Source organism: Acidithiobacillus ferridurans (assembly GCF_003966655.1).
GTDB lineage: Bacteria > Pseudomonadota > Gammaproteobacteria > Acidithiobacillales > Acidithiobacillaceae > Acidithiobacillus > Acidithiobacillus ferridurans.
Map to the genome: position 1 here is coordinate 2,371,245 of NZ_AP018795.1, position 25,031 is coordinate 2,396,275.

Below are 25,031 nucleotides of genomic sequence, written 5' to 3' on the forward strand. Positions count from 1 at the left end.
GCTGGGTCGGCACCTCACGCAGGGGCGTCGCCGCGTAAGCGGCGGCGGGCGAGGGCGAGGCTCCCTGCATCCCCCACATTGCCGGGGAAAATCACCACCGGCAGTTGGGGGGTGCGAGGGTGATCGGCGGGGCAGACCACCACAGAGCAGCCCGGCAGTATCTGCCCCATGACCCGCGCCATGCGCAGGGCGAGGCCGTCGCTGAGGACATCGTTGGAAGTGATACCGCCCTTGCTGATGAGGAAACCGAGATCCTCCGGCAAGCTTCGGACCACCTCCATCAAGAAGGCCGACACGGCCTCCCCAAAGGCCAGACGGGCAGCTTGATCGGCAAAACGGCGCTCACCACGGCTGGTGTAGATGACGACATCCAGCCCTTTGCCGTGAGCCGCCGCCGCTCGCCGCACAATGGCCTCCAACTGTGCAGGGCGCTGCGCGCCCGCACAACGGTCCACATCGACCTCTATAGCCTCCAAGCCGGGTTCCAGGAGCAGACAGTCCAGTTGCTCCGTGGTTTTGCGCACGTGCGAGCCGACGACGATGGCACCGGCCCGGCTACCGCGCACCAGTTGCGCCATATCCTTGGCCGCCACAGGTTGCGGCGGTAAGTCCGCCAGCGCCGTCAACAGGCTAGCGGCACTACGGAAGAGAAAGCGCCTGCCTTGTGCCGCGGCAGCCCGTAAATCCCGGGCAAAGGCGGCGAGGTCCGCAGGTTCCACCGCATCCACCACGGCGCAAATGTTGTCCCTCAGGGCCAGAAGGTGCCCCAGGCAGCCCGCGCGCAACTCCGCCAGTGTGAAGCGCTCCACCGCCGCCGCCGGAATCCGTCCCTGAGTCTTCTCCTCCACGTAGTCCGGCAGAAAGCCGTGATGAAAGGCAAACACCGAATCCTTCGCAAATTCGGTCTTATGGGCGGGCGTCTCCACACCGTTCTGGCGCACGTAATGCACGCCGTCCCGCGTGATGCGTTCGCCCTCAAAAAAGGCGGGAATAAGAAAATGGGCGTCGAAGGGCCCCAACTCTTCGGCCATCACGTCGGTTTCCACCGGATAATGGCCGCGCAAGGTGGAGTCGGAACGACTCACCAGAATAGGCCGCACCGCCCGCCCCGCCGCTGCTGCTCGATCCAGTGCCACCCGCAGATTCCGGCAGATGTCGCGGGTGACCGCCGCCGCTCGCTCCCCCACCATGCCCCGAGTGTTGCTGAGGATGAAAAAGAGCGGAGCCGCATCGCGCAGAGCGATGGCCAGCGTTTCCACATCCCAGCGCGTGAGCAGCAGGCACGAATGCACCGTCTGCGAACCCGTGGGGTCGTCATCGATGACGATGATTTTATTGTCGGCGTCGACCATCCGCTACCATCCTTATCCGGCGTCGAGGCCGTGGATTTTATTGACGATGCTCTCGACGGTAATCCCGTTGAAGGCCATGAGTTCGGCCGGGGTGGCCGTGGTCTCACCGCGCAACCAGGCCAGCACATCGCGCTGCCTTGCCCGGCTGCGCAGCAGCACCGGCTCCAGCGCCCCGGAAGTACCGCCGCTGATACCTAGCAGCACCTCCCCGATGAAGAGGTCGTGGAAGTCGGTGTCGCACATGAAGCCCTTATCCGCCTCGGAAACCGTGTGCGCGGCCACATCTGCCGGGCGGTAAAGCTGGCGGGGGTTGATCACCGACAGGATTCGCACCCGGTATCCCTCCTTCTCCAGCACCTGACTGGCCGCGAAAACCGGTAGCAGGACCATATCGCCGGTCACTGCCAGGGTCACGGTGCCACGGTTGCCCGTACCCGCATCATGCAGGAGCGCCGCTCCCTTGCGCACCGCCTCCCGCGCCTGTGTCATGGTCAGCCGTACCGGCAGCGGACTTTTGGAAGCGATAATGACCATCGACTTGTTGACGCTGTTCACTGCGTACTCGTAGGCGGCCTGAATGGCGTTGGCATCCGTGGGATAAAGCAGAAAGACATTGCCGTTGCGCATCTGAGCGGCAAAGTAGTTCTCGATCTCCGGGCGCTGGTGGGTCCAACCGTTGCGGCCCTGCTCCAGAGCTCCGGCGGTGAACATGCAGACCGTGGATGGGGTCTTGCGCCGCAATTCCGCCATCGCCTGTGCGACTGTCTGCATGATGGGCCAGCCATTGATGGCAAAGGATTCATAAGACAGCCACAAGGAACGGCTGCCCAAAAGGGCCAGTCCCGCCGCCAAACCCGCGCAGGCATCCTCGTTCAGGGGTTCATAGACCTGCCCGCTGGGTTGCTGGTTATAGAGCGGATCTTCCGTGGGGTGGCGGATTTTCAGGGCGTCATTGATGTTCTTCATGGCCGAGGCTTCGTTGCCGTCGGCATTGGTCACCACAAAGCGCGGATCCTGCTGTCCCACCCAGGCCACCAATGCGCCCATGGCTGTGGCGGGTACGACCGGTTCGCCTAAGGCAAAATCCTCCAGGGGGAACTCGCCCAGCTTGGCGATTTCCAGCACTTGCTCGGTTACCGCCGTCTTGGCGGCGGGGCCACCCCCGGCACGCAGGAAGTTTTCGCGCACCAGCGCCCAGGATTCGGGACTGAGGGCGCGGCACTCCAGGGCAGCCTTGATTTCCGGGGAATCCGGAGTGTCTTTGGGATACAGGTTATGGGATTTGGCCCCCAGCACATGCACGCCCGCACCTTTCATCTGCTTGAGGATGAAGGCTGTGTGGCGGCCCCCCAAGGCGCCGTCCGCCGCCTTGGCCATGCCGGTCAGCACCGCTTCCATAAAGGCCAACCGCTGGCCAAAGGAAAAGCGCGTGGAGTCGACATAGGCACCTTCCTGACCGGCATCGTCAAAGTTCTTGGCATCCACCAGGATGACTTCGTCGAAGTCATGGGCGCGCCAATAGGCGATCATCTCGTCATTCGTCATCAGGGAAACCATGGAGTGATGTTCCTGACTAAAGCCATTCCAGACCAGCACCGGCAGATAATTGGTAACCCTCGGATAAGCGAAGTGAAAGTGCTTCATGGCGCTCAGCACATAAGGCTCCCCAAAACCGCCGTCACCGATGGTCACCGGGAAGAGGGTGCCAGGGTGCAGCAATGCGCCCGCCATGGCAAAGTGCTGTCCCTGCCCCAATGGGCCCGCGGGAGCCAGCAGGCCAGGGATTGCGCCGGAGAGATGACCGAGCAGTCCATGCTGTTCGCGGAAACGCGCCATCATGTCGTTCATGTCGCGGATACCCATTTCCTCCAGGGAACAGTCAAGGAACATAGCGCTGTAGAAACCCGGGGCGTGGTGACCTACTTCGGTGACGATGTTGGTGTGGCCGAGCATCACCAATGCGGCATACGCCTCCGTACTAGAGGCAAAACCGCCAGGATGTCCTGAGGACTTGGCGGCGCAGATCTGTAAAGTGCAGTAACGCAGGGCATCAGCCATGAGCAGGGTCTGGTAGACGGCTTCCATGGCCGCAGGATTGGGAATGGCCTTGCGTCCGGTCGCTATGGCGGCACTGCGGCCATACTCCTGGAAATTCGGCCAGGATTCACCAAAGTGGAACATGCCGGCGCAAAAGGCAGGGGCGTTGGCGGGCAGGGCGGTATGGGCGGTCATAGTGCGATCATCCTGTGACAAAAAGAAATTGCATCCACTCTAAGCAAGACGATATGATTCCGCAATGGGTAATCGTTTCCATAATACGGAATAATTTATGTCAACATCTACCACCGATAAAAACTCCTCCATCCAGGTGATCACCCGCTTGCGTGCTCTGCTGGATGCCCTCGCGGCGGAAGGGGGGAGCGCACCACTCAAAATACTCGCCGCCGTCACCGGACTCGCACCCTCCACCGCCTTCCGCATTCTGGCCTCAGCACAGGACAACCAACTGATCGCTCGCGATGCTGGCGGCCATTACCGCTTCGGCCAGCGCTTGCAAGACTGGGCGCAGCTCGCCCATGGCCGCAGCGACCTACGCGCCGTCGCCCGGCCCATCATGGCCTGGCTGCGCGATCAGGTGCAGGAGACGGTGAATCTTACCATCCAGGAGGGCGACGAAGTGATCTATGTAGAGCGCGCCACCTCGTCGCGGATGATGCGGGTGGAGCAGGTGATCGGCAGTCGCGCGCCGCTACATACCACCGCCGTCGGCAAGCTCATGCTGGCGCTGAATGGCGAAGCTGCTGTCCAAAGTTACGCTACCCGCACCGGCTTGCCGGCGCTTACTGTTCATACCCTGCGCCAGGCCGATGCCCTCTGGGAAAACGCCAGAAGCGGACTTGAACGTGGCTATGCACTGGACAATGAGGAAGCCGAGATTGGCGTCGGTTGTCTCGGCGTGCTGCTCCACAGCCGATTGCCCTGGAATGCCGGCCTCAGTATCTCCGCGCCTATTGAGCGTCTCCAGGAAAGCTGGGTACCGATGCTACAGGAGGCTGCGCGGCGGATAGATAGGGGCCACCAGAAAAATGATGTACCGTCCATAAGTTGAAGGGCCTGTAGGTGCATAGCGTGATGGGCAACGAGTAACCCCCATTTGATGGAAATGCTTGCTGACCGGTACTCTCAATTAGAGTTAATATTTATTAACTATAATAATAAAGATAATTAACTTTTATCAATTATACGCTTCTCCCATACTGCACTCCAGTCAACGTCCTCTATGCGCGCTGACGGACCCGATGACGAGTATTCCCCCCGCGTGATATCGGGTGCGAGCCATGAGGTCCCGTGACCAACGCAATGAGTGTTCCGGATGATCCGCTTTTGAATGGAGCAATGGGAGGTTTTATGTCGCTTTTCAGGCAGATGGTAAGACCCGCAGAAGACTTGAGGCTTTTGGCTTTCGAACTCGCTCAGGACATTGATGCCATTTCGTCAAAGGGGGCGCAGTCCCCTGAAAAATTCAACGGCGCCCACGCACGGGCGGCAGGGCATTATGTCTGCGTACGTTATCACCACAATCAAGAGCCGTCTCTGCTTAGTATCTATGAAGCGCGCCGTTACTTGGCATGGCTCCGTGCCGGTCACGTTGGAACCCACTGGAATGTAGCGGATTGACCAAATGAAGTCGGGGTTGCCATGGCAACCCCATGGCCTGTGCTTTTTTGGGAGTCATGCCATCAAATGCGTGAGATAGAGCATGCAAAATATTCGCGTTTGAAAAACGCCATCTACAAAGATACAAGTGTGGCCCTACTTACCCAGCACGGCAAGGAGAAAGTCGTTACTCCTATATTGGCTTCCGCCATTGGCTGCGAAGTTACACTGGTGACGGGCTTTGACACGGACCAACTGGGTACCTTTACCAGAGACATCCCCCGTGCTGGCACCCAGATCGAGGCGGCGCGGAAAAAGGCGCGCATCGGTATGGAGCTAGCGCATTTGCCCTTGGGGCTCGCTAGCGAAGGCAGCTTCGGACCGGACCCGTTTACCGGGCTGTTTTCCTTGAACGTAGAAATGGTTGTCTGGATCGACGATACGCTCGGGATCGAAGTGGTGGGTGTTGCCTCGGGTAGGACCAACTTCTCTCATCTGCTCGCTGCCAACTGGGAGCAGGCCGAGGCATTCGCCCGTGCGATAGATTTTCCTGAACACGGGATCGTAGTGCGCCCGCGTCATGAGGACGACTCCCGCATCCGCAAAGGGATTGCCGACTGGGAATCGCTACGTGAGGCCTTTTTCTGGGCCTGTGGCGAGGCGGATAACGGCTGCGTCTTCCTGGAAACCGACGTGCGTGCGCATATGAACCCCATGCGCATGGAGATCATAGCTTCGGCTACACGAGATCTCGCAGACAAGCTTGCTACCCCATGCCCGGTCTGCAACACGCCCGGCTTCGACATCGTGGAGCGCGTCCCAGGCCTGCCTTGCGAAGGTTGCGGCGCCCCGACCCGGGATACCCGGGCGGACATCCACCGTTGTGGCAGGTGTGGCCACCAGGTCGCGCTGGAACGTCTGGAGAAGGCCGCTCCAGCGGGTCACTGCGACTGGTGCAATCCATGATCCGAAGCGGCATGGCAGCCATGTGACGACAGCCCGAATGGAGGTGTATCGCGTTATGATGACTACGATTACCGAAGCAGGGCGGGATATTTCAGTAACACGTCTGTTTCTTTTCGTTCGGAGAACAGACGACCTTGCCAGTGCCTGCCAGCAGGTCGAGGAGTTTCTTGCATTTTGTCGCAGTCGCCAAAGCGATCCCTTTGCCAATGAACGTTTCTTGGGAGTCTGGGTGGAGGAGCACATAGTCACCAGTCTCCCTCAAGAGTGGGTACAGCCATTGTCAGCCACTCAGACCCTTCTTCTAACGATGCGGGAGATTTTTGCATTATGGGGTATCTGGTCAGTCGCCTCGATGGATGCGGTATGCCTGGAGACCAATGAGGGGATGGCCCTTTCCCACAATCTAGTGCTCGATGCGCTGATTGCACTTAGGCAGGGGGACGCCGGAACAGTTGGCGCTTATTCACCGGTCTTCGCGCGTGGCACGCCAATGGAACAAGTGCATGCAGAGATCAAACAACTGAATTTTCTGTATCCGCTTCGGATCGCAGGCCCGGTTTATTGCGACCCGGATACGGGTGCTTTGTCCTTACAGGACGAATTGTCATGCCATTGAAAAAATGAACACGGTAAAACCCGACGCGGATGGTTATACTCCGACTTTGTGCGCCAGGAGGGTACCCATGGTGAAGCGATTCACTCTCATACGCCCCGACGATTGGCATCTCCATCTTCGGGATGGCGCGATGATGGCCGCGGCACTCCCCGACACGGCGAGGCATTTTGCGCGCGCCATTGTTATGCCCAATCTTCAAACTCCCATCACGACAGTCGATCTGGCGCAGGCCTACCGCGACCGCATCCTCGCGGCACTCCCAGCGGATATGCGCTTCGAGCCGCTCATGACCCTTTATCTCACGGACAATATGCCGGTGTCCGAGATCGCGAAGGCAAAAAACAGTGGCTTTGTGCAGGCGGTCAAGTACTACCCGACCGGCGCGACCACCCATTCCGAGCATGGTGTGACCGATCTGAAGCGTGCCTATTCAGTGCTCGCGGCGATGGAAAAACTGGATCTGCCGCTGCTGCTGCACGGCGAAGTGACCGATTCGGCGGTGGACATGTTTGACCGTGAGGCGGTGTTCATCGACCGGCACCTCATGCCGTTGACGCGCGATTTTCCCGGCCTGCGCATGGTGCTCGAGCACATCACCACACGCGCGGCGGTCGACTTCGTTCGGCAGGCCCCCAACAACGTCGCCGCGACGATTACCGCGCACCATCTGCTGCTCAACCGCAACGCGCTATTCGAGGGTGGGTTACAACCACATCATTACTGCCTGCCGCTCCTAAAGCGGGAGACGCAGCGCGCAGCGCTTGTCGACGCAGCCACGAGCGGCAACCCGAAGTTTTTTCTCGGCACCGACAGTGCGCCGCATTCGCGTCAAGCCAAGGAGTCCGCCTGCGGCTGCGCTGGCATCTATACCGCGCACGCTGCAATGGAACTGTATACCGAGATTTTCGAGCGCGCCGGTGCGCTTGACCGGCTGGAGGCCTTCGCAAGCTTCCACGGGTCCGATTTCTACCGGCTGCCGCGCAACCGGGACACCCTCACCCTGGAGCAACGGAGCTGGACGGTGCCTGAAGAACTGTATTTCGGGAAGGACACGGTCGTGCCGCTACGCGCCGGAAAAACGATGGCGTGGACGGTGCTGACATGAGCAGGCAGCGTGCTGGCCCGCAGGATTCGGTAAATTTCCGCTGCATTTTGCTGCAGCTTACGCATACTCAGGAGGGTAATGATGTCTGACAACCGCAGAAGCAAGACCATCACGCAGGGCGTGCAGCGCTCGCCCAACCGGGCCATGCTGCGTGCGGTGGGGTTTGGTGATTGGGACTTCGACAAGCCTATCGTCGGCGTGGCGAACGCGCACAGCAGCATCACGCCTTGCAATATCGGTATCGGCGCGCTTGCCGCCCGTGCGGAAGCGGCGCTCAAATCGGCTGGTGCCATGCCGCAAACGTTTGGCACCATCACCATTTCCGATGGTATTTCGATGGGTACCGCCGGCATGAAATATTCGCTGGTGTCACGCGAAGTGATTGCCGACTCCATTGAAACGGTGTGTCAGGGCCAGAGCATGGACGGCGTGCTCGCCCTCGGCGGCTGCGATAAGAACATGCCGGGCGCAATGATCGCCATCGCCCGCATGAACATTCCGGCCATTTTCGTTTATGGCGGCACCATCAAGCCGGGCCACTACCGGGGCCAAGATCTGACCATCATGAGCGCCTTTGAGGCGGTGGGGCAACACACCGTCCATAAAATTGACGACGAAGAACTGCTGGAAATCGAGCGTCGCGCCTGCCCTGGCGCGGGCTCCTGCGGCGGCATGTATACCGCCAACACCATGTCTTCCATCTTCGAAGCCATGGGCATGAGCTTGCCGTACTCCTCCACCATGGCGGCGGAGGATGCAGAAAAGGCGGAGAGTGCGGCACAGTCCGCAGAGGTATTGGTAAGCGCCATCCGAAAACAAATCCTGCCGCGCCAGATATTGACGCGGCAGGCGTTTGAAAACGCCATTGCGGTGGCCATGGCCGTGGGCGGCTCCACCAACGCGGTATTACACCTGTTGGCCATTGCGCATGCGGCACAGGTACCACTCACCCTTGATGATTTCGAGGCCATGCGCGGGCGTGTGCCGGTACTCTGCGACCTGAAACCATCGGGCCGTTACGTCGCTACCGATCTGCATCGGGCGGGCGGCATTCCCCAGGTGATGAAAATATTGCTCGCCCACGGCGTGTTACACGGCGATGCGCTGACCATCAGCGGTCAGACGCTTGCGGAAGTTTTACAGGATGTGCCGAGCGAAGCGCGTACGGATCAGGAGGTGATACGTCCGTGGAATAATCCCATTTATGCCCAAGGGCACCTTGCCATCCTGAAGGGCAATCTTGCGCCCGAGGGCGCGGTGGCGAAAACCACCGGCTTCATGGCGCACAAAATCACCGGTCCGGCACGGGTTTTTGAATCCGAGGAGTCGTGCATGGAAGCGATCCTGGCGCAGAAAATCAAGCCCGGCGATGTCGTGGTCATCCGCTACGAAGGGCCCAAGGGCGGACCCGGTATGCGCGAAATGTTATCCCCCACCTCGGCGATCATCGGCGAAGGATTGGGCGATTCGGTTGGCCTTATTACTGACGGCCGCTTTTCCGGCGCCACATACGGCATGGTAGTCGGTCATGTCGCGCCGGAAGCCGCAGTGGGGGGCACGATCGCACTAGTCATCGAGGGAGACTCGGTGACTATAGACGCCGGACAGCGTTTGCTGCAACTCAACGTGTCTGATGAAGAAATCGGACGCCGCCGCGCCGTCTGGCAAGCACCCGCACCGCGCCACACGCGCGGCGTTTTGGCGAAGTACGCCAAATTGGTTTCCTCGGCCAGTAAGGGGGCCGTAACAGATTGAACGTTAGAAACGAAAGGTCGTATGCGCTGATGCGGCGCGCGCCAGTCGGTCGCTTACTGCCTGCCAGTCGGCACCGCTGGGTGGTGCCTCAATCAGCAGACCATCGAGCCCTTGCTGATCCAGAGCGCGCAACTGCGCGTAGAGTTCGCGGGCCCACCCTGCCGGATGCGGCGGCATATGGTGCCGGAGGCAGGATTCGGGCAACTGCGTGGCGGGCATCGCCAGCACCCCGACGCGTTGCCCCTGCCTGAGGCGCCGGCATATTTCCGCTTTCAGATGCCCCGTCGGCACCAAGTAGAGAGGGGTTCTTGGGGCGTAATGGGAGCGCAACATCCCCGGCGCCCGCAGCGCATCATTTCCCTGCGGAATGACGGGCTGCTCCAGGACCGCTTCGATCTCGGCAAGCGTAATCGCGCCGGGACGCAGCAGCCGGGGCTGATGCCCGCTCAGGTCGAGAATGGTGGACTCGATGCCCACCCGGCAGGGCCCGCCGTCTAGGATGAAGTCCATGGCATCGCCCAGTTCCTCGCGCACATGTGCTACGGTGGTGGGGCTTACCTGGCCAAAGCGGTTGGCCGAAGGGGCGGCGATGCCGCCGCTGAAAGCTTCGAGCAGCATCAGGGCGAGGGGATGATCGGGAACCCGCAGTCCTACCGTATCCTGACCACCGGTGACCCTATCGGGCACGCGGCAGGCACGGTGCAGAATCAAGGTAAGTGGACCTGGCCAATAACGCCGCGCGAGGACGAAGGCCGCTGGCGGGATATCCCTGGACCATTGACTAAGGTGATCGCGCCGTGCCATATGCACGATCAGCGGGTGATCAGCCGGTCTACCCTTCGCCGCGAAAATGCGGGCCACGGCGGCGGGGTTTTCCGCATCGGCCCCGAGGCCGTAGACGGTCTCCGTGGGGAAGACGACGAGGCCGCCGCTGCGCAGGATCTCCGCAGCCCGCTGCATGGCGGCGAGCAATTTCTTACTCGAAGGCATGGTTTAGTTGCTCCCCGCCGCGGCTGGCAGCGCCGAACGCGGGTCATAAGAGGACCACTCCAACCGCTGCCGGTGGAGTCTCAGCCAGACAGTGTTCCGGCCAATAAAGACCAAATTTGGGTTGTAGGCGAGCGGGTGTATCTCTTTGTCTTCAGCCAGAGCCCTGTTCACATCGCATAGAATGGCCCTCTGATTCATTTCTGCGCCGCACAGTTTGCGGTGATGGGAGGGGTTGCTTTTGGCGCGGTATGAGCGGCTGCAAGCCGGCTGGCAAGGCCATGAAGAAACGGACCAATGCCCATCCACGTGGTGGCGTGGTGCCCCGACCGATGCGGTATTCGCTCTACCGGACAGTCCAGCCAGCATGCCAAATCTGCGGCATTATCCAAGAGCGGATCAATCACCGGCCCTGTCTGGTTCAGCACCACGCCAACCAGTGGTAATGCCCGGTGCTGTAATACCTCCACAGTGAGCAGGGTGTGGTTGATGACGCCGAGGCGATCGGCGGCTACTACCAGCACAGGCAGCCGCAGTGCGGCGGCCAAGTCGGCGTTGGTGGTTCCCGCCGCCAGCGGGGAGAGCAGGCCGCCAGCCCCTTCCACTAGCAAGAAGTCGTCTGCGCCAATGCCCGACTGGCAAGCGGTTACCAGTTGATCCAGAGTCAGCGTCCGACCTTCCAGGGCAGCAGCCCGCTCCGGTGAGAGCGCCGCCCGCAGTGGATAAGCACAAACCTGTTGCAGCGATTCGGTACTGTCCGCAGCCTTCCAGAGCGCGGCCGCGTCCTGGGGCAGCAGGCCATCCTCGCCCGAGGCACACCCCGATTCCACCGGTTTGCGCGGGCGCACCGATAGGCCCCGCTGCACCAGGAGACGGGTCAGTGCCACCGCCACCCAGGTTTTGCCGACGCCCGTGTCAGTACCAGTGACAAATAGTCCGGTGAGGCCCGCCATATCCAGCTCAACGGCGTGCTGAATGCTTTTCATAAGCTTTCCATGGCGTAGTCGATGCTGATTTCTCTGTCGGCCACAGGTAGGAAACGCCGGTTGGTGAAGGCTGTATAGTCAGGATGCCTGTGGTAGGAATCAATCACTTCCGGTGCCGCAAAACGTACCCGCCAGCAGTAGCGGTATTGAGCGTGTTCTTTCATCGCCTTACCCGTAATCACTGACCGCACTCCAGGAATGGTGCTCAGCGCTTGCTGCCCCTCGCTCATCATCGCAGCCACTTCCTTTTCAGAAATGCCAATAACATTGTGGATGATCAGGTGTTCCACGGGTGCCCACGGACGACAGCATGCCAATACCTCAGCAGCCCGCCCGGCAGCACCCCACACGCGCATACATCGTTCAGCCTTAGCACTGATTGCCGCACCAACGCTCTGAACCAAATCCAGGTAACCAGCACCCGGCGCTGACCTTGCCCGTGCGCGGATCGCCGCATTCGCAGCTTCAGCCAACGCTGTAAAACAGTTGATCTTGGCCACGCCGTGGACAATGAGTCGCCGAAATTGGTCATCGTCGAGCCGGACCCTGCAGTGGATTGACAGCGGAATACCAAGCGCCTGGTTGATGCTGCGAAGCCGTTGGATATCCAGCTTGGCTTTACTGTTTGGACAACTCTGTTCCACCCGAATGGACACCTCGAGGAAGTCTACTCCCGTGCGTTCGACAAAGCCTTTTGCCTCGGCCACTGTGGTGGAAGGTAACGCGGCGGTATGCCATTGGGCGTTTATATCCATTGCATCAGTGAGATAACTCAAGCTCCCTTCGACAGGCACCCCGCAGGCATGGGCCATCTCGACTACAGTCTTCGTATGCGCCAGGTTATCGGAAAAAGTCGACTGGGAGGCGTCCATCATCACGCTGTTGCAGCCCAGGCGGATGGCCCGCACCGCCGCTTCCAGGTTTGCCCCACGGTCAAGATGAAGGGCCACGGGTACCGAGCTACGGCGTGCCGCTGCCTCTACCCCTGACATCAGCAGTTCGAAGTCATAGTGTTCCAGTTGCGACTCAGCTAGAGAGAGGATTACGGGTGCGCGAGACCGCTCGGCAGCGGCCATGACGCCCTCCACGAACTCCAGATTCACGACGTCGAAAGCACCTACCGCGTATCCGTGCGCATAGGCATGGTTCAGAAGATCTTTCATGTGCACCAAAGGCATAACGCTACCCTCCGAATAAATCCTATACGGAAAGATTTCCGTTCTGACCGTCGCATCACAGGATCTACCCCCTGTAATGCCTGACACTGCACAAATCGCTCACCCTTCATCGCGCGGCAGGTTTTTCATCGGGTGAGTCCCATGTAAAGGATCGGCAGCTTTTCTGGCAGCCTCTGCACGTGATCCAGAACCACATAGTTCTTTGCGCCAAAAATGCGGGATACATACTGGTCGGCTCTGGGATCAAGACTCAGGCAGTAGGGCGCGATGCCGGCTTGGGTCAGATCTTCCACCGCTTTCCTGGCGTCATATCGCAGGTATTGGGGATCGCGCACATCGTTATCCGCCGGCTCACCGTCGGTGATCACCAGCAACAGTTTTTTGTTGCTGGGCTGACGTTTCAAAATCGAGCCGGCATGACGGATCGCCGCGCCCATGCGCGTGGATAACTGTCCGCTCATACCCGCCAGGCGGGATTTGGCCTGATCGTTGTAAGACGCACCGAAATCCTTGTAGCGAAAATATTCCACATCGTGGCGGCCGTTTGAATCGAATCCATGAATGGCGAAGGGGTCGCCGATCTTGTCGAGGGCATCGGCGAGCAGCACCGTGGCCTCACGTGCCAGTTGTAACACGGTGCTGTTCGAACCCAGCACCGGGTCATTGGTAGATTCGGATAAGTCGATCAGCAGCAGCACCGAGAGATCACGCACCTTGCGCACATTGCGCATCATGATGCGCGGATCGGGCTGCTCGCCCATACGCATCTCGATCATGGCGCGCACAGCGGCGTTCAGGTCGATTTCGTCGCCATCCTCCTGCTTGCGCAGGCGCTGCACCCCTTGCGGCTGCAATGCTTCGATCAGAAACTTGAGTCGGCCGATGATAGGTTTGTGCTTGGCTACAATTTCATGGATGGTCTCCAACGTGCCACTCTTGGCAGGCTTTTCCAGTACGGTGCACCACTCTGGGCGCTCCAACTGCATCTGGTAGTCCCACTCCGGGTAATGGTAGGGATCCGGCGGTGGCTCGCGCCCCTCCTGCTGGTTCAGACTGGTGGGTTCCTCGTCGCGGAAAAATTCGCTGGATAGCACCCATATTTCGTTCGCGTCGTCGCCTGCGCCGGGCACGTCGAGGGCGTTGACCATTTCCATCACGCTGACGTACTTGCGGATTTGCTGTGTGGTGACGCCGGCGATTACCTGCCCGTCTGCGCGGATATCCTCGAACTCCCACATATAACGGTTGTCATCGCGGTAGGGGATATCTGGCACATCAGTAGTGGCTGAATAGGCCACACCGAGCTGCAGCATTTCCGCGGCAAGGCGCAGCCCGACCTCCCGCGACCATTCGGTGGAGACCAGCCGTTCCTGTTGCTCGCTGAATATCTGGCGACCCATCGCCACCCAAGGATGGTCATCGCGGTAATCCGGGTCTAGTAGTGCATGCGCCAGACGCGCCATCAAGGACGCGGCTTCATTGCCAGACGCGGGCGTTGCCGTGTGCAGCGGCAACCAAATGTGCCTGAGGCCAGGAAATTGCTTGAGGGCAATGGTTTCCACGCGCGCATCTTCGATCAGGCCAATAAGCGCACTCTGCAATGTACTTAGCCCAGTGCTGTCGAATTGGTCTGTGGTGTATACCTGATGGCAGGCCGCGTGGGCGGCACTGGCGCGGTATAGCTCAATGCCGTGAATGTGCGTTTCCTCACCTGACGGTGCCTGCCACACCAGATCATCATACGCATCGGGGAGATGTATGATGTACCCCTCGATCGAGGGGCGGTAGCCTTCGCGCTGCTCGAAGTCGCCGCTGGTGGGACGCATGAAGAAATCGCGGCCCCATAGCGCGCGCAAATACATGCTGATGCGGCGCTGCACATCGATGAACAGTGTGCCCTTGCGTTCTTTTTGCAGTACGCCGATGGATTCCGGGCTTTCCAGCGCGAAATATTTTGCCTGGCCGTCGAAGTCGGTCTTGTGCGCCTGCGCGCCCCACAGCGCCCAGCGCCGCAGCCCGCCCAGGGTAAGCTGGCCCAGGAGTGTGCTGAGGTGATCCAGCATCGGACGCACGCCGCGCGGAGCTTGCGCGAGCAGGGTGTCGAGCAAGTGCAAATAGCCACGGAACAGCTCCGGATCACCCAGCCGCGCAGCCGCCACGGGACTGCTGGAAAACATCGCGGCAATGACGGTAGCGCTGGTCTTGGAGTACATCTTGATGGCGGCGGCCAGCATTTCGCGGACGGCATCTTCGCCCAGTTCGTGCGCCACCGCCGGTGCGCTCTGAATGAACGACACCACTAGATCAGTGCCGCGTCCCAGGGATTTCAGGCTGGTCGCGCCATTCAAATAGTAATTTTCCAGTCCACGCGGGGTGAATACTCGCGCTGCCTCATCCCAGGAGGCACGCAGCACTTCGACGGCGTGCTCCCCGAGTTCGGCCAATATGTCCTGGTACTTTTCGAGTTCGACCGCCATTTTCGGCTCCGGATATCAGAAAAAAGTACTCACCGCCGCGTCAAGCGCATCGCGCATGTCGGGATCATCGGTGATCGGGCGCACCAACGTCATGTGGCACGCCGCCAGGGGTTCCACACCTTTGGTAATGAGACTGCCAGCGTAGATCAGCATGCGTGTGGAGATACCCTCGTCGAGACCATGTCCCTTGAGGTTGCGCGCGCGTTCGGCGATGGACACCAGCTTGCCGGCGATTTCAACGCTGACGCCGGTTTCGTGGGCGACGATCTCGGTTTCTATGTCGTGTGCAGGATAGTTGAAATCCAGTGCACCGAAACGCTGTTTGGTAGACTGTTTCAGGTCTTTCATCAGACTCTGATAGCCCGGGTTGTAGGAAATTACTATCTGGAAATCGGGATGGGCCTGCACCAGTTCGCCCTTCTTCTCCAGCGGCAGCACACGCCGCGCGTCGGTGAGCGGGTGGATCACCACCGTGGTGTCCTGGCGGGCTTCCACCACTTCGTCGAGATAGCAGATGGCTCCAAAACGCGCGGCAATGGCCAGCGGGCCGTCCTGCCAGCGGGTGCCGGAAGCGTCGAGCAAGAAACGGCCGACCAGGTCGGATGCCGTCATATCTTCGTTACACGCCACAGTGATCAGTGGCTTACCCAGTTTCCACGCCATGTATTCAATAAAGCGCGTTTTCCCGCAGCCTGTGGGTCCTTTCAGCATCATTGGCATGCGTACCGAATAGGCGGCTTCGTACAGGTCGACTTCTTCGGCTACGGTGCGGTAATAAGGCATATTACGAACGAGATATTGATCAATTTCTGGTGACATTTTTCACTCCTGAAGCCAAAAATGAGGCGTTTAATCTGGCCAAACCCGACGCGGGTGCAGCCTCTGCTGATGTTCTGAGCGAGGTGCAGAGGGCCGTTTTTCCTCAGTGGAGTTCGATAATGGCGGAGGCTTCTCGCCCGGACGGACCGTGCTCAGACCATTCGGTTGGGCGTCTGGTGCCGCAGCAGCACACGCGTCTACTATCGGTGCCGACTTTTCGACTTGCTGCGCTTGAACCTGGCGTACCCCTTGCGCCAGTTTGGATCCCAATTTCTTCACAGGCATAAGACCTCCTCAATGATCGCTTCCATATCCGCTACGGCTGCTTGGGCGCGTTTGCCCAGTCCGTAGACGCTTACCCCTTCAACCGCAGCGCTGCGGTAAGCCGCACGCCGCTGCATGCCGGCCTGCAATATCGGTACGTCAAACTCCGCCAGGGCCTCGCGCATGGCGCGGGACAGGGCATTACGCGATTCCAGTTGATTCAGCACCAGGCCTGCACGCAAGCCTGGATTCAAGCGCCGGACTCCGCCCAGCGCTGCCGCCATCCCCACGATGGCCCACAGATCAATTGGGGAGGGCAACACCGGAATTAATATCACCTGAACCGAGCGCATCACCGCGGCGACCACGTCACCCTGAATGGCGGGCGGGCAGTCCACCACCACGTAGCGGTAGGTGTATGCCAGTTGCGCAATGGTAGCGAAGGGATCACGACCAGCCTGCGCCACCGGCGGCAGTCCGGCGCTACCATCTGCCATGGCGACCCACTGACTGATCGAACCCTGAGGATCGGCATCTATCAGGTGAGTAGAACCCCGCCGAGCCAAGCCCGCCGCGAGATTTAACGCCAGAGTGGTTTTGCCGGTACCACCCTTTTGGTTGATTACCGCGATGATGCTGTCCGCCATGCTTGCCCCTGGTGCCGATTCTATCGGTCCGCCGGTTTAGGTTCTTGCCGTAGCGGCCAGCGCTTCCATCTCGCCAGTGAATCTGGAGTTGCGCTCGGTCAGCTCAGCCCGACCTTCGGCATCAATACTGATGTTGACGTAGGTTTTCCCGAAGCTCACATTCGGATAGTAGCCCTCGCGTTTGGACAGATCAGCCATTTGATCCAGAAAATGGCGTGTCTGAACGTAACTTCCAAACTCAAATCGCCAGTTCAGCGTGGGCAGAAGTTCCTGTGGTCCTGATGAGGCCGCATTCAGATCCTTTACAGCGTTCATGATGTTGCTCCTCGATGCATCTCGATCAACAGGTGATCCAGGTCGCGCAAGTGACCCAACTCCTCTTGCAGCAGACCGGCGAACAAGGCTTGTAACTCTTCTGCGCGCATGCGGGCGCAGTAGTGGGCCGCTTCTTCATACAGGCGGATCACGTCGATCTCCAGTCCGCGATCGATCAGTAGCATTTCCTCCAGGGATCGACCCGGACGAATGGGCGGCAGTTGCGTACCATTGGAAGCAATACCCAATATCAACATGCGCTCAATCAATTGCTGTGCATGTCCGAGCTCTTCTTCCGCATCACGGCGGAAACGGCTACTGTATTCCTTCAACTGCCACATGGCGGTCAGGCTGGCCTGGGTGAGATACTGTTGCACGGCGGCCATCTCGGCACTGAGCGCGCGCGTCAGGTAGCCCGTCATTCGCGGATCGTTCGCCATGGCCGCGCCGGCGCTAGCTGAGTGACTGGCTGACCACGCCATCCAGGCCGCTGTCACCGGCATCGGGCGTCTTCGGTAGTATGTTTTCTACCTCTGAGTGCACGCGGGCGATGATATGGGCGGCCACCAGTCCGTCGCCAACACGCTCACACGCATCCGCCCCTGCCCGTACCGCCGCATTCACCGCACCGGTCTCACCGCGCACCAGCACGGTGACATAGCCGCCGCCCACGAACTGGCGGCCCACCAGGCGCACTTCTGCCGCCTTGGTCATCGCGTCCGCCGCCTCAATCGCCGGCACCAGGCCGCGCGTCTCGATCATACCCAGTGCCACTCCGCTGACATTTATCATTCCCATCACTCCATGTTCCGGTTCGGTTGATTCGAATAATACGGTTCATTCCACCGGGCTGCTGGGCAGAATATTCTCCACTTCACTGTGTACGCGGGCGATGATATGGGCGGCTACCAGTCCGTCACCGACACGCTCACACGCATCTGCTCCGGCGCGTACCGCCGCATTTACCGCACCGGTCTCACCGCGCACCAGTACGGTGACATACCCACCGCCCACGAACTGGCGGCCCACCAGACGCACTTCCGCCGCCTTGGTCATCGCGTCTGCCGCTTCAATCGCTGGCACCAGGCCGCGCGTCTCGATCATACCCAGTGCCACTCCGCTGACGTTTGCCATTTTCATTACTCCTTCTCTGGTTCAGTTGACTCAAGTAATACTGCTCATTCCACCGGGCTGCTGGGCAGAATATTCTCCACTTCACTGTGTACGCGGGCGATGATGTGGGCGGCTACCAGTCCGTCACCGACACGCTCACACGCATCTGCTCCGGCGCGTACTGCCGCATTTACCGCACCGGTCTCACCGCGCACCAGCACGGTGACGTAGCCGCCGCCCACGAACTGGCGACCCACCAGACGCACTTCTGCCGCCTTGGTCATCGCGTCTGCCGCTTCAACCGCCGGCACCAGGCCGCGCGTCTCGATCATACCCAGTGCCACTCCGCTTACGTTTGCCATGTCCACTACTCCTTTTGGGTTAAAAAAATGGTTAGTTTCCTGTCTGGCTACCGCTGGGGTCCCAATGATCAATGATCCCGGCGATGGTCAGGTCTGTCAGTATCCGGTAATCTCCCGCAGCGTAACGGGCTGCCGAACCGCTCACGGCAATCACCCATTTGCCTGGTGGCACACCTACTGGGTCGGCGGCCACGCTGATCCGACCTTTCGCATCGGTGAGTACCCGGAGCGATGCATTCTGCAGCCCGGGTATTCTCCGGGTGGCCACGAGATCAGAGACGACGCGCATAATGTCCATATCGGATATCCTAATCTTCCGACCAGTGGTCGATGATGCCGACGATGGTAAGATCGCTCGGAAAGTCTTTGCTGCCCGCCGCTTCGCGCGCTGCGGATGAACCCACGCAAATCACCCAGTCGCCAGAAACACATCCCACCGCATCCACGGCGATGCTTCTTGCACCGCCTTTTTCCTTTACCACCAACAGTGGGCGATGCCCCATTTCCTTGATCCGGTTGGTCGAAACCAGGGTTTTTTCCACCTGACAAATCTTCATCGTGCGCTCCGTAATGCTGAGGCACCATTCGCCTCGACCGGTTCGATCGGGCTGCCCGGGGGCTTGTCCTGCACGGTCATGCCGCAGACCAGCAAACCCTGCCGATGCAATTCCGCATAGCGCGCCTCGATCGCGGCTTTGACCCGCTGACAGCGTTCTACAGTGCGTTCGCGACTGCCGGGCACGCGACGGTCATAGCGGAAATGAATCGCCACAGGCACGGGTAATCCATGCAGGACATTAAGCGTGCTAAAAATCTGAAGGCCCACGTCCAGATCCGGCCCTCCTTCTTCCACCGTGTGCAAGTAAACGAAATACGCCAGGTTGCGTACCTGGAATTCCTCAAATCCATCCCCCACGCTGATGAATCGCTCGTTATGGCCGATGTCCGGGTAGCGCCCACCCCAGTTGCCGCATACATACTCAATCTGCGACAGGTTGTTGATCAGAAGCGTGGCAATGAGTCGGCGCATACCCTCGTGTGGTTCGCCGTTGCCCTTGCCCCATCCGTCCGTAGCGCTGGCGGCTTGAATTGCCTGATACACCTTGAGTCGTGCATTGCTGGCATCATCGTTAACCGTTTCTTTATATAACGTCAGATTGCTGACGCAGCGATATAAACTCATTTCGCCATCCGCGTCGGGCACATGCACTTTAATGCCGTCGGTATCCGTATCGACACCAATCAGTAAGGTGTCGACCGAGGCACCGCAACAAAAACTGTTTTCGATGGCCTGACGAAATTCACGCAACCGCCCCAGGCCTGCTTCTGCAGCATCCCTCTCGCTGCTGTGATGCGCCGCACAACCCTCGTGGGCGGGGTCGGAACTGCTCCAGTGGTAGACCGCTATTTTTAGGTACCGCGTACCTGCATCGGCAGACACCGGACGGCCTTCGCGATAGCGCATCAGTTCGGTTTCGATCCAGCGTTTGACATTGGCCTCAACGTCGAACATGGCCCCGGCGTAAGCCTTGCGGCTGCGCACCGCGTCATCGGGCAAGCGCAGAATGTAGCGCACCAAGCCCTTCAGCCGCCCGTCCGAGCACGGTGTGATATCCACCGCGTGGTAGCCACAGTCGAGCAAGAACGAAGTCACCTCGTCTGAATTCTGCGGCACGGCCTGCGTTTGCTCCGCCATCAGGCGAATGGTGTGCATGACGCACGCCCCATACAGCGCGCGCATATCCAGGTTAGCTATCCAGGCATCCTCCAGAATTCCTGCCGGTAACAGGAAGCCAAGATCCGTGTGGGCAACGCGCTGTGCGCGTTCGAGAAAATCGGCCTCATGCTGCTGGGCGGCAAGGTGCTTTAGCGCCGGAATGATGGCTGCGAAGTGCCCCTTCACCGCCTGTTCGTGGGCCAGCAGGCGGTGGTTCTCCAACTCATTGGTGAGCGGGTGCCGACAAGGCCGTGCCGGATCCGACGAGCAGGCCGGGTTGGGTGCACTCTTCGGGTTGAGTACAAGGTCCCGCGCCGCAAATACCGGTTTCTGCGGCCGCGCTTGCAGCGTGCTGGCCGGCGTACCCAGACCGTAAGGTGGTCGGTTTACTCCTGGCTGAGGGCTCACATGCCGCCCGGGACGGTTTCTCGTATTCATCGCAATCTCTGGTCCATGCTGCGTGTGTGGGCGTACAGTCGCCGTCGGTATCACATCAACCTCGTGCACCGCCGGAATAGGTGATCGGAGAGCCTTTGGCATCGTTGCCGCTGCTGCCGGTCACTCGGCTGGTCGGCAACGCCGGCCGCTCGCGGTCTTTCATCTGGGAAGCCCCAAGCACCTTACCGCGTTGATCTCCACGCAAGGTCTGGTTGCGGCGCGTGGATGTGCCTTCGGTGCCGGTAATGCTTTCATTGCGCCTCCATGCGGCCCCCGTGATGGCAAAACCGCCCTCGTGCCCGTCTCCGGTGAGGCGACTGCGCGGCACTTCTGTTGCGGCGGTCGTTGGCACGGCACCATAGGCCTCATCGCGATAACGGAACTCAGGTGTGCCGGAAACCAGACCAGCCGCCAGATTCACCGGACCGGTAATACGTCCCACTGCGCCATAGGCGGTACCGGTAACCCGGTTGAGCGGTCTCTCCTGCGCGCTGCGCGCGGGAGTCGTGACGCTAAAATTTCCGCGGACTGCTGCCACCTCCGGGGCAGCGACTGCCGTATGCGGCGCATCGGCTGGGCCACGGGTGAGTGGATGCATCCGCGTCCCATTTCCACTCTTGTGCAGTGCCCGTTGATCAGTGCCCGCATAAGGGGTGCCACTCAAAACCTGCCCTTCACCACGAGCAGATCCGGTCACTTTGTTGTCCGGTCCCAGCCGGATGCCGGTCATCATCGCATCGGCGACGCCACTTTGTTTTGCCATCAGTGCTTGTGCTGTGGCCTGGTGGTCCGAGGCACAAAATGCCGCGTACTGATCGGGACCCGCGTATTCCGTGCCCGTGACAGGCTGGCAACCGCCATATTCATCCCCGGTGACCTTGGGGCTGCGTTCCACTGACGTGCCGGATACCGGCTGTTCGTGCCAGGTGTGCGTCACGCCGACTTTTTCCGGTGTAGGAACGGGTTTGCGGTTGCAGGCCTGATACTGAGCCAGTCCAGCAGATTCGGTGCCCGTCACACTGGCGCAAACTCCACGTTCCGTACCCGTCACGCGGTTTCCAGGGGCGGTCTCCGTACCCGTCAAAGCATGCTCGCGCAGCGTACTCATCACGCTCACCTTGTGTGGAGCGCTGCCGCCGTCGCGACACAGGCTGCCAAACGACTCCGGCTGGTAATATTGGCTGCCGGTAAGCTTGCGGCAGGATCCGGGCTCATCCCCGGTCACTCTGGCGCTGCGCCCGACTTCGGTTCCACTCACGCGCTGACCAGCCTCGGTGGCCGCTACGCTGACCTTGGCCGGAGTCAGCGCTGGCCGGGTTGCGCAAAAGGATTCAAATTTGTCGGCGCTGAGATATTCGGTGCCGGTCACGGCCTTACAGGTGCCATGTTCATCTCCGGTGACCTTCACGCTGTGCCCAAGCTCGACGCCGCTCACACGCTGGCCTCGGGTGGTCCGGCCTACATTCACCTTAGCGGGAGCCGGCTCCGGGGTGGCGGTGCACAATGCGCCGTATTGCTCGGTGCCAATATATTCAGTGCCGGTGATGGCCAGGCAACTGCCCGGCTCGGCACCCGTGACCTTGGCGCTGCGTTCCACCTGGGTGCCGGTCACGGATGTGCCACTCAGGGTAGTCCCTTGCTCCACTTTGGCAGGTGCTGCAGGCTTCTGACGGGTCCGGCCGCTGGGTCGATATGCGGACTGATCGCTGCGCCCTTTTTGGCACATGGCTTCACGGCGTGCCTGGGCGGCGTCGCGCCCGCTCAATCCTGCCAAGGCGTCGGGCTGACCGCTGTTGTGCGATATACGTGAAACACGGCTACAAGACGACGCTACCTTTCCCTGAGTGGAAAGCGCGCGGCGACGCTCCTGGCAGAGTTTGCGCACCGCGGAGGCGCTCGGCCCGGCCACTGATGCCGGGTCTTCGTCTACCAGCGCGCATACCGCTTCGAGCAACTGTTCCCGCTCGGCGATTTCAGTTGCGTCCTTACCTTTGCAGCCACAGCCATTCGGGGGGGTAAGTCTTGCGCGGCAGCTGCCGCTTCTACAGGCGCAGCGGTGACAGTCGGTGTATCCGAGGCAATGACACGAATCCCCGTATGCGCAGTAGAGTTGGCTTGCGCAAGCCCTATGGCGCCACCCTGCGACAATGCCTCACGGCGCGCACGGGAAAGCGACTTGCCGGTAGCCCCTGTCGCCTCCATGGCGGCCATATTGCCCACTGTCCGCGCCGCCGATGCGGATGGTTTTGCCCCCAGCGCGGCGGCACCATTGTGCGACAGTGCCCGCCGCCGCTCCAGCGCAGCGGCACGTGTCGAGCGTGGGGACGCCATATTGTTTGCCATAGAGTCACTCATGACTTGATCCTTCCGTATCCATCAAACCCCTGCGCGGGCCACCCGCTGGATAGCCCCGCACCGATCTTGCTTATCGCCCGCGGAACACCACAAAAGCGCTGCCCTGGCTCTGCGAGTAGTTGTCATACCCGATCAGGCGCACGTGATGGTTGGGGTGGGCGCGATGGCATGCCTCCAGTTCGGCAATAACGGTGTCCACTGACTGCTCGCCGAACATGGGCAGTTTCCACATGTACCAGTAGTATGTTGATGCGCGTTCAGGCTCCACATGCTCGATGCCGGGGTTCCAGCCCTGGTTCACGAGATAGGCGATCTGACGACGCATTTTTTCCGGTCCCATTGCCGGCAAATAGGAGAAGGTTTCGTACTTGGGTGTTGAGTCGTAGTCTTGAATGTCAGCCATTTTCTATTCCTTTCTTTGGCGCGCGGAGCGAGCCGTCAAGCCTCGCGCCACGCGGGTTTTCGTTTGCGCCTTTGCGATTACTGTCACAGAATCAGCGATTCACCACGTCCAATTTGTCCACGGTATCAAATTCAAACTTGATCTCTTTCCAGGTTTCCAGAGCAATTTTTAACTCTGGACTGTCTTTCGCTGCGTTGGTGAGAATGTCCTTGCCCTCGCGCTCGAGATCGCGACCTTCATTGCGCGCTTCCACACACGCCTCTAGCGCGACACGATTGGCAGCTGCTCCGGCAGCGTTGCCCCATGGGTGCCCTAGCGTCCCGCCACCAAACTGGAATACCGCATCATCGCCAAAGATTGCTAACAACGACGGCATGTGCCAGACGTGGATACCGCCAGAGGCTACTGCGAACACACCTGGCATGGATCCCCAGTCCTGGTCGAAGAAGATGCCTCGACTGCGATCCTCAGGGACGAACGATTCGCGTAGCAGGTCGACCCACCCTTGAGTGGAGGCGCGGTCACCTTCCAGTTTGCCAACCACCGTGCCTGTATGCAGGTGATCACCACCCGACAGACGAAGCGCCTTGACGAGCACCCGAAAGTGAATGCCGTGGTGCGGATTACGGTCCACAACCGCATGCATGGCACGGTGGATGTGTAGCAGGGTGCCGGTTTTCCGGCACCAACGCGCCAGACCGGTATTGGCACAGAAACCACCCGTAAGGAAGTCGTGCATGATGATGGGCATATTGAGTTCCTTGGCGAACTCTGCCCGCTCATACATTTCCTCGGGCGAGGGTGCTGTAACATTTAAATAGTGTCCTTTGCGCTCACCAGTTTCAGCTTCGGCCGTGTGGATCGCATCAGCCACGAACAGAAACCGATCGCGCCAGCGCATGAAGGGTTGCGAGTTGACGTTCTCATCGTCCTTGGTGAAATCCAGACCGCCGCGCAGACACTCGTAGACTGCACGACCATAATTCTTGGCAGATAGACCAAGCTTGGGCTTGATGGTGCAGCCGAGCATTGGTCGGCCATATTTATTCATCTTGTCGCGCTCGACCTGGATGCCGTGGGGCGGTCCGTTGCAGGTTTTGACGTAGGCGAGTGGGAAGCGTACATCTTCCAGGCGTAGTGCACGCACTGCCTTGAAGCCGAAGACATTACCCACCAAAGAGGTGAATACGTTAACCACGGACCCTTCTTCGAACAAATCTATGGGATAGGCGATAAATGCGTAAAAGCTGGTGTCATCGCCCGGCACATCTTCGATGCGATAAGCACGGCCTTTGTAGTAATCCATGTCAGTCAGCAAATCGGTCCACACCGTGGTCCAGGTGCCGGTAGAAGACTCGGCGGCTACCGCGGCGGCGGCTTCTTCACGATCCACCCCTGGTTGTGGCGTAATTTTGAAACAGGCTAAGATATCAGAGTCCAAAGGCACGTACTCGGGGGCCCAATAGGTCTGCCGGTATTCCTTTACTCCGGCCTCATACTTTTTTACGGCCATGCTTGC

At 59.9% G+C, this 25,031-nt stretch carries 26 protein-coding genes; 6 read left to right on the forward strand and 20 right to left on the reverse strand.

Annotation, left to right across the window (positions count from 1 at the left end; all coding sequences use genetic code 11):
• Window positions 1–14: 14 nt before the first annotated feature.
• Together AFERRID_RS12240 and AFERRID_RS12245 are read right to left on the reverse strand one after the other, a co-directional pair.
• The gene (locus AFERRID_RS12240) at window positions 15–1,352 is read right to left on the reverse strand and encodes a four-carbon acid sugar kinase family protein (protein ID WP_126605314.1); all 1,338 of its coding nucleotides are present in this window, start codon (window positions 1,350–1,352) and stop codon (window positions 15–17) included.
• 12 nt (window positions 1,353–1,364) lie between these two features.
• Complete coding sequence (locus AFERRID_RS12245; protein ID WP_126605315.1) at window positions 1,365–3,584, reverse strand: phosphoketolase family protein; 2,220 nt, start codon at window positions 3,582–3,584, stop codon at window positions 1,365–1,367.
• 97 nt (window positions 3,585–3,681) lie between these two features.
• Here AFERRID_RS12245 and AFERRID_RS12250 point away from each other — a divergent pair, with 97 nt between their 5' ends.
• From AFERRID_RS12250 to ilvD, 6 genes are all read left to right on the forward strand, one after another.
• Window positions 3,682–4,461, forward strand: a complete 780-nt coding sequence (locus tag AFERRID_RS12250; protein ID WP_126605316.1) for an IclR family transcriptional regulator — start codon at window positions 3,682–3,684, stop codon at window positions 4,459–4,461.
• 239 nt (window positions 4,462–4,700) lie between these two features.
• Complete coding sequence (locus AFERRID_RS12255) at window positions 4,701–5,030, forward strand: hypothetical protein (RefSeq protein ID WP_225981993.1); 330 nt, start codon at window positions 4,701–4,703, stop codon at window positions 5,028–5,030.
• A gap of 129 nt (window positions 5,031–5,159) precedes the next feature.
• Complete coding sequence (locus AFERRID_RS12260; protein ID WP_232027566.1) at window positions 5,160–5,975, forward strand: DUF6671 family protein; 816 nt, start codon at window positions 5,160–5,162, stop codon at window positions 5,973–5,975.
• A gap of 55 nt (window positions 5,976–6,030) precedes the next feature.
• A complete protein-coding gene (locus AFERRID_RS12265; protein WP_126605318.1) occupies window positions 6,031–6,591 on the forward strand; it encodes a hypothetical protein in 561 nt (186 codons plus the stop codon).
• A 67-nt stretch (window positions 6,592–6,658) separates the two neighbouring features.
• On the forward strand, window positions 6,659–7,696 hold the full coding sequence (pyrC, locus tag AFERRID_RS12270; RefSeq protein ID WP_012607167.1) for a dihydroorotase: 1,038 nt from the start codon (window positions 6,659–6,661) through the stop codon (window positions 7,694–7,696).
• Between the two features lie 78 nt (window positions 7,697–7,774).
• Window positions 7,775–9,451: a dihydroxy-acid dehydratase gene (gene ilvD / locus AFERRID_RS12275; RefSeq protein ID WP_226835602.1), complete on the forward strand. Its 1,677-nt coding sequence runs from the start codon at window positions 7,775–7,777 to the stop codon at window positions 9,449–9,451.
• 3 nt (window positions 9,452–9,454) lie between these two features.
• On the opposite strand, the gene AFERRID_RS12280 is transcribed toward ilvD, so the two are convergent.
• From AFERRID_RS12280 to AFERRID_RS12365, 18 genes are all read right to left on the reverse strand, one after another.
• Window positions 9,455–10,441 (reverse strand): L-threonylcarbamoyladenylate synthase, encoded by a 987-nt coding sequence (locus tag AFERRID_RS12280; RefSeq protein WP_012536689.1) that lies wholly within the window; start codon window positions 10,439–10,441, stop codon window positions 9,455–9,457.
• 194 nt (window positions 10,442–10,635) lie between these two features.
• On the reverse strand, window positions 10,636–11,424 hold the full coding sequence (gene bioD, locus AFERRID_RS12285; RefSeq protein WP_009561320.1) for a dethiobiotin synthase: 789 nt from the start codon (window positions 11,422–11,424) through the stop codon (window positions 10,636–10,638).
• Window positions 11,421–12,602 (reverse strand): class II fructose-bisphosphate aldolase, encoded by a 1,182-nt coding sequence (locus AFERRID_RS12290; protein WP_012536692.1) that lies wholly within the window; start codon window positions 12,600–12,602, stop codon window positions 11,421–11,423. The genes bioD and AFERRID_RS12290 overlap by 4 nt, the downstream gene beginning before the upstream one ends.
• Window positions 12,603–12,727: 125 nt before the next feature.
• Window positions 12,728–15,079 (reverse strand): nitric oxide reductase activation protein NorD, encoded by a 2,352-nt coding sequence (locus AFERRID_RS12295; protein ID WP_126605319.1) that lies wholly within the window; start codon window positions 15,077–15,079, stop codon window positions 12,728–12,730.
• Window positions 15,080–15,094: 15 nt separating this feature from the next.
• Window positions 15,095–15,898, reverse strand: coding sequence for a CbbQ/NirQ/NorQ/GpvN family protein (locus AFERRID_RS12300; protein WP_126605320.1), 804 nt, complete (start codon window positions 15,896–15,898; stop codon window positions 15,095–15,097).
• A gap of 275 nt (window positions 15,899–16,173) precedes the next feature.
• Window positions 16,174–16,809, reverse strand: coding sequence for a ParA family partition ATPase (parA, locus tag AFERRID_RS12310; protein ID WP_126605321.1), 636 nt, complete (start codon window positions 16,807–16,809; stop codon window positions 16,174–16,176).
• Between the two features lie 36 nt (window positions 16,810–16,845).
• Window positions 16,846–17,124 carry a hypothetical protein gene (locus AFERRID_RS12315; protein ID WP_012536697.1) on the reverse strand — a complete coding sequence of 93 codons (279 nt, stop codon included), beginning with the start codon at window positions 17,122–17,124 and terminating at the stop codon, window positions 16,846–16,848.
• Entirely contained in the window at window positions 17,121–17,564 is a 444-nt protein-coding gene (locus AFERRID_RS12320; RefSeq protein ID WP_012607171.1) for a ferritin-like domain-containing protein, read from the reverse strand. The genes AFERRID_RS12315 and AFERRID_RS12320 overlap by 4 nt, the downstream gene beginning before the upstream one ends.
• A 13-nt stretch (window positions 17,565–17,577) precedes the next feature.
• Window positions 17,578–17,916, reverse strand: coding sequence for a BMC domain-containing protein (locus AFERRID_RS12325; RefSeq protein WP_012536698.1), 339 nt, complete (start codon window positions 17,914–17,916; stop codon window positions 17,578–17,580).
• Window positions 17,917–17,961: 45 nt separating this feature from the next.
• Window positions 17,962–18,258 (reverse strand): BMC domain-containing protein, encoded by a 297-nt coding sequence (locus AFERRID_RS12330; protein ID WP_012536699.1) that lies wholly within the window; start codon window positions 18,256–18,258, stop codon window positions 17,962–17,964.
• 44 nt (window positions 18,259–18,302) lie between these two features.
• Complete coding sequence (locus AFERRID_RS12335; protein ID WP_012536700.1) at window positions 18,303–18,599, reverse strand: BMC domain-containing protein; 297 nt, start codon at window positions 18,597–18,599, stop codon at window positions 18,303–18,305.
• A 31-nt stretch (window positions 18,600–18,630) separates the two neighbouring features.
• Window positions 18,631–18,897: a carboxysome peptide B gene (locus AFERRID_RS12340; protein WP_009567525.1), complete on the reverse strand. Its 267-nt coding sequence runs from the start codon at window positions 18,895–18,897 to the stop codon at window positions 18,631–18,633.
• A 10-nt stretch (window positions 18,898–18,907) separates the two neighbouring features.
• Window positions 18,908–19,156, reverse strand: coding sequence for a carboxysome peptide A (locus AFERRID_RS12345; RefSeq protein ID WP_009567526.1), 249 nt, complete (start codon window positions 19,154–19,156; stop codon window positions 18,908–18,910).
• On the reverse strand, window positions 19,153–20,754 hold the full coding sequence (locus tag AFERRID_RS12350) for a carboxysome shell carbonic anhydrase (protein ID WP_126605322.1): 1,602 nt from the start codon (window positions 20,752–20,754) through the stop codon (window positions 19,153–19,155). The genes AFERRID_RS12345 and AFERRID_RS12350 overlap by 4 nt, the downstream gene beginning before the upstream one ends.
• 55 nt (window positions 20,755–20,809) lie before the next feature.
• Window positions 20,810–22,708, reverse strand: coding sequence for a CsoS2 family carboxysome shell protein (locus AFERRID_RS12355; RefSeq protein ID WP_232027568.1), 1,899 nt, complete (start codon window positions 22,706–22,708; stop codon window positions 20,810–20,812).
• A complete protein-coding gene (locus tag AFERRID_RS15735) occupies window positions 22,681–23,109 on the reverse strand; it encodes a CsoS2 family carboxysome shell protein (RefSeq protein WP_232027570.1) in 429 nt (142 codons plus the stop codon). Before AFERRID_RS15735 ends, AFERRID_RS12355 begins: the two co-directional genes overlap by 28 nt.
• Window positions 23,110–23,179: 70 nt before the next feature.
• Complete coding sequence (locus tag AFERRID_RS12360) at window positions 23,180–23,512, reverse strand: ribulose bisphosphate carboxylase small subunit (RefSeq protein WP_009567528.1); 333 nt, start codon at window positions 23,510–23,512, stop codon at window positions 23,180–23,182.
• A 91-nt stretch (window positions 23,513–23,603) separates the two neighbouring features.
• The gene (locus tag AFERRID_RS12365) at window positions 23,604–25,025 is read right to left on the reverse strand and encodes a form I ribulose bisphosphate carboxylase large subunit (RefSeq protein WP_012536704.1); all 1,422 of its coding nucleotides are present in this window, start codon (window positions 25,023–25,025) and stop codon (window positions 23,604–23,606) included.
• Between the last annotated feature and the right edge of the window lie 6 nt (window positions 25,026–25,031).

Bases quoted from the DNA above. Each gene is read 5' to 3' on its own strand.
- AFERRID_RS12240 (WP_126605314.1), bottom strand. From the start codon at position 1,352: ATGGTCGACGCCGACAATAAAATCATCGTCATCGATGACGACCCCACG.
- AFERRID_RS12245 (WP_126605315.1), bottom strand. From the start codon at position 3,584: ATGACCGCCCATACCGCCCTGCCCGCCAACGCCCCTGCCTTTTGCGCC.
- AFERRID_RS12250 (WP_126605316.1), top strand. From the start codon at position 3,682: ATGTCAACATCTACCACCGATAAAAACTCCTCCATCCAGGTGATCACC.
- AFERRID_RS12265 (WP_126605318.1), top strand. From the start codon at position 6,031: ATGATGACTACGATTACCGAAGCAGGGCGGGATATTTCAGTAACACGT.
- pyrC (WP_012607167.1), top strand. From the start codon at position 6,659: ATGGTGAAGCGATTCACTCTCATACGCCCCGACGATTGGCATCTCCAT.
- ilvD (WP_226835602.1), top strand. From the start codon at position 7,775: ATGATGTCTGACAACCGCAGAAGCAAGACCATCACGCAGGGCGTGCAG.
- AFERRID_RS12280 (WP_012536689.1), bottom strand. From the start codon at position 10,441: ATGCCTTCGAGTAAGAAATTGCTCGCCGCCATGCAGCGGGCTGCGGAG.
- bioD (WP_009561320.1), bottom strand. From the start codon at position 11,424: ATGAAAAGCATTCAGCACGCCGTTGAGCTGGATATGGCGGGCCTCACC.
- AFERRID_RS12290 (WP_012536692.1), bottom strand. From the start codon at position 12,602: ATGCCTTTGGTGCACATGAAAGATCTTCTGAACCATGCCTATGCGCAC.
- AFERRID_RS12295 (WP_126605319.1), bottom strand. From the start codon at position 15,079: ATGGCGGTCGAACTCGAAAAGTACCAGGACATATTGGCCGAACTCGGG.
- AFERRID_RS12300 (WP_126605320.1), bottom strand. From the start codon at position 15,898: ATGTCACCAGAAATTGATCAATATCTCGTTCGTAATATGCCTTATTAC.
- parA (WP_126605321.1), bottom strand. From the start codon at position 16,809: ATGGCGGACAGCATCATCGCGGTAATCAACCAAAAGGGTGGTACCGGC.
- AFERRID_RS12315 (WP_012536697.1), bottom strand. From the start codon at position 17,124: ATGAACGCTGTAAAGGATCTGAATGCGGCCTCATCAGGACCACAGGAA.
- AFERRID_RS12320 (WP_012607171.1), bottom strand. From the start codon at position 17,564: ATGGCGAACGATCCGCGAATGACGGGCTACCTGACGCGCGCGCTCAGT.
- AFERRID_RS12325 (WP_012536698.1), bottom strand. From the start codon at position 17,916: ATGATAAATGTCAGCGGAGTGGCACTGGGTATGATCGAGACGCGCGGC.
- AFERRID_RS12330 (WP_012536699.1), bottom strand. From the start codon at position 18,258: ATGGCAAACGTCAGCGGAGTGGCACTGGGTATGATCGAGACGCGCGGC.
- AFERRID_RS12335 (WP_012536700.1), bottom strand. From the start codon at position 18,599: ATGGCAAACGTAAGCGGAGTGGCACTGGGTATGATCGAGACGCGCGGC.
- AFERRID_RS12340 (WP_009567525.1), bottom strand. From the start codon at position 18,897: ATGGACATTATGCGCGTCGTCTCTGATCTCGTGGCCACCCGGAGAATA.
- AFERRID_RS12345 (WP_009567526.1), bottom strand. From the start codon at position 19,156: ATGAAGATTTGTCAGGTGGAAAAAACCCTGGTTTCGACCAACCGGATC.
- AFERRID_RS12350 (WP_126605322.1), bottom strand. From the start codon at position 20,754: ATGAATACGAGAAACCGTCCCGGGCGGCATGTGAGCCCTCAGCCAGGA.
- AFERRID_RS15735 (WP_232027570.1), bottom strand. From the start codon at position 23,109: ATGAGTGACTCTATGGCAAACAATATGGCGTCCCCACGCTCGACACGT.
- AFERRID_RS12360 (WP_009567528.1), bottom strand. From the start codon at position 23,512: ATGGCTGACATTCAAGACTACGACTCAACACCCAAGTACGAAACCTTC.
- AFERRID_RS12365 (WP_012536704.1), bottom strand. From the start codon at position 25,025: ATGGCCGTAAAAAAGTATGAGGCCGGAGTAAAGGAATACCGGCAGACC.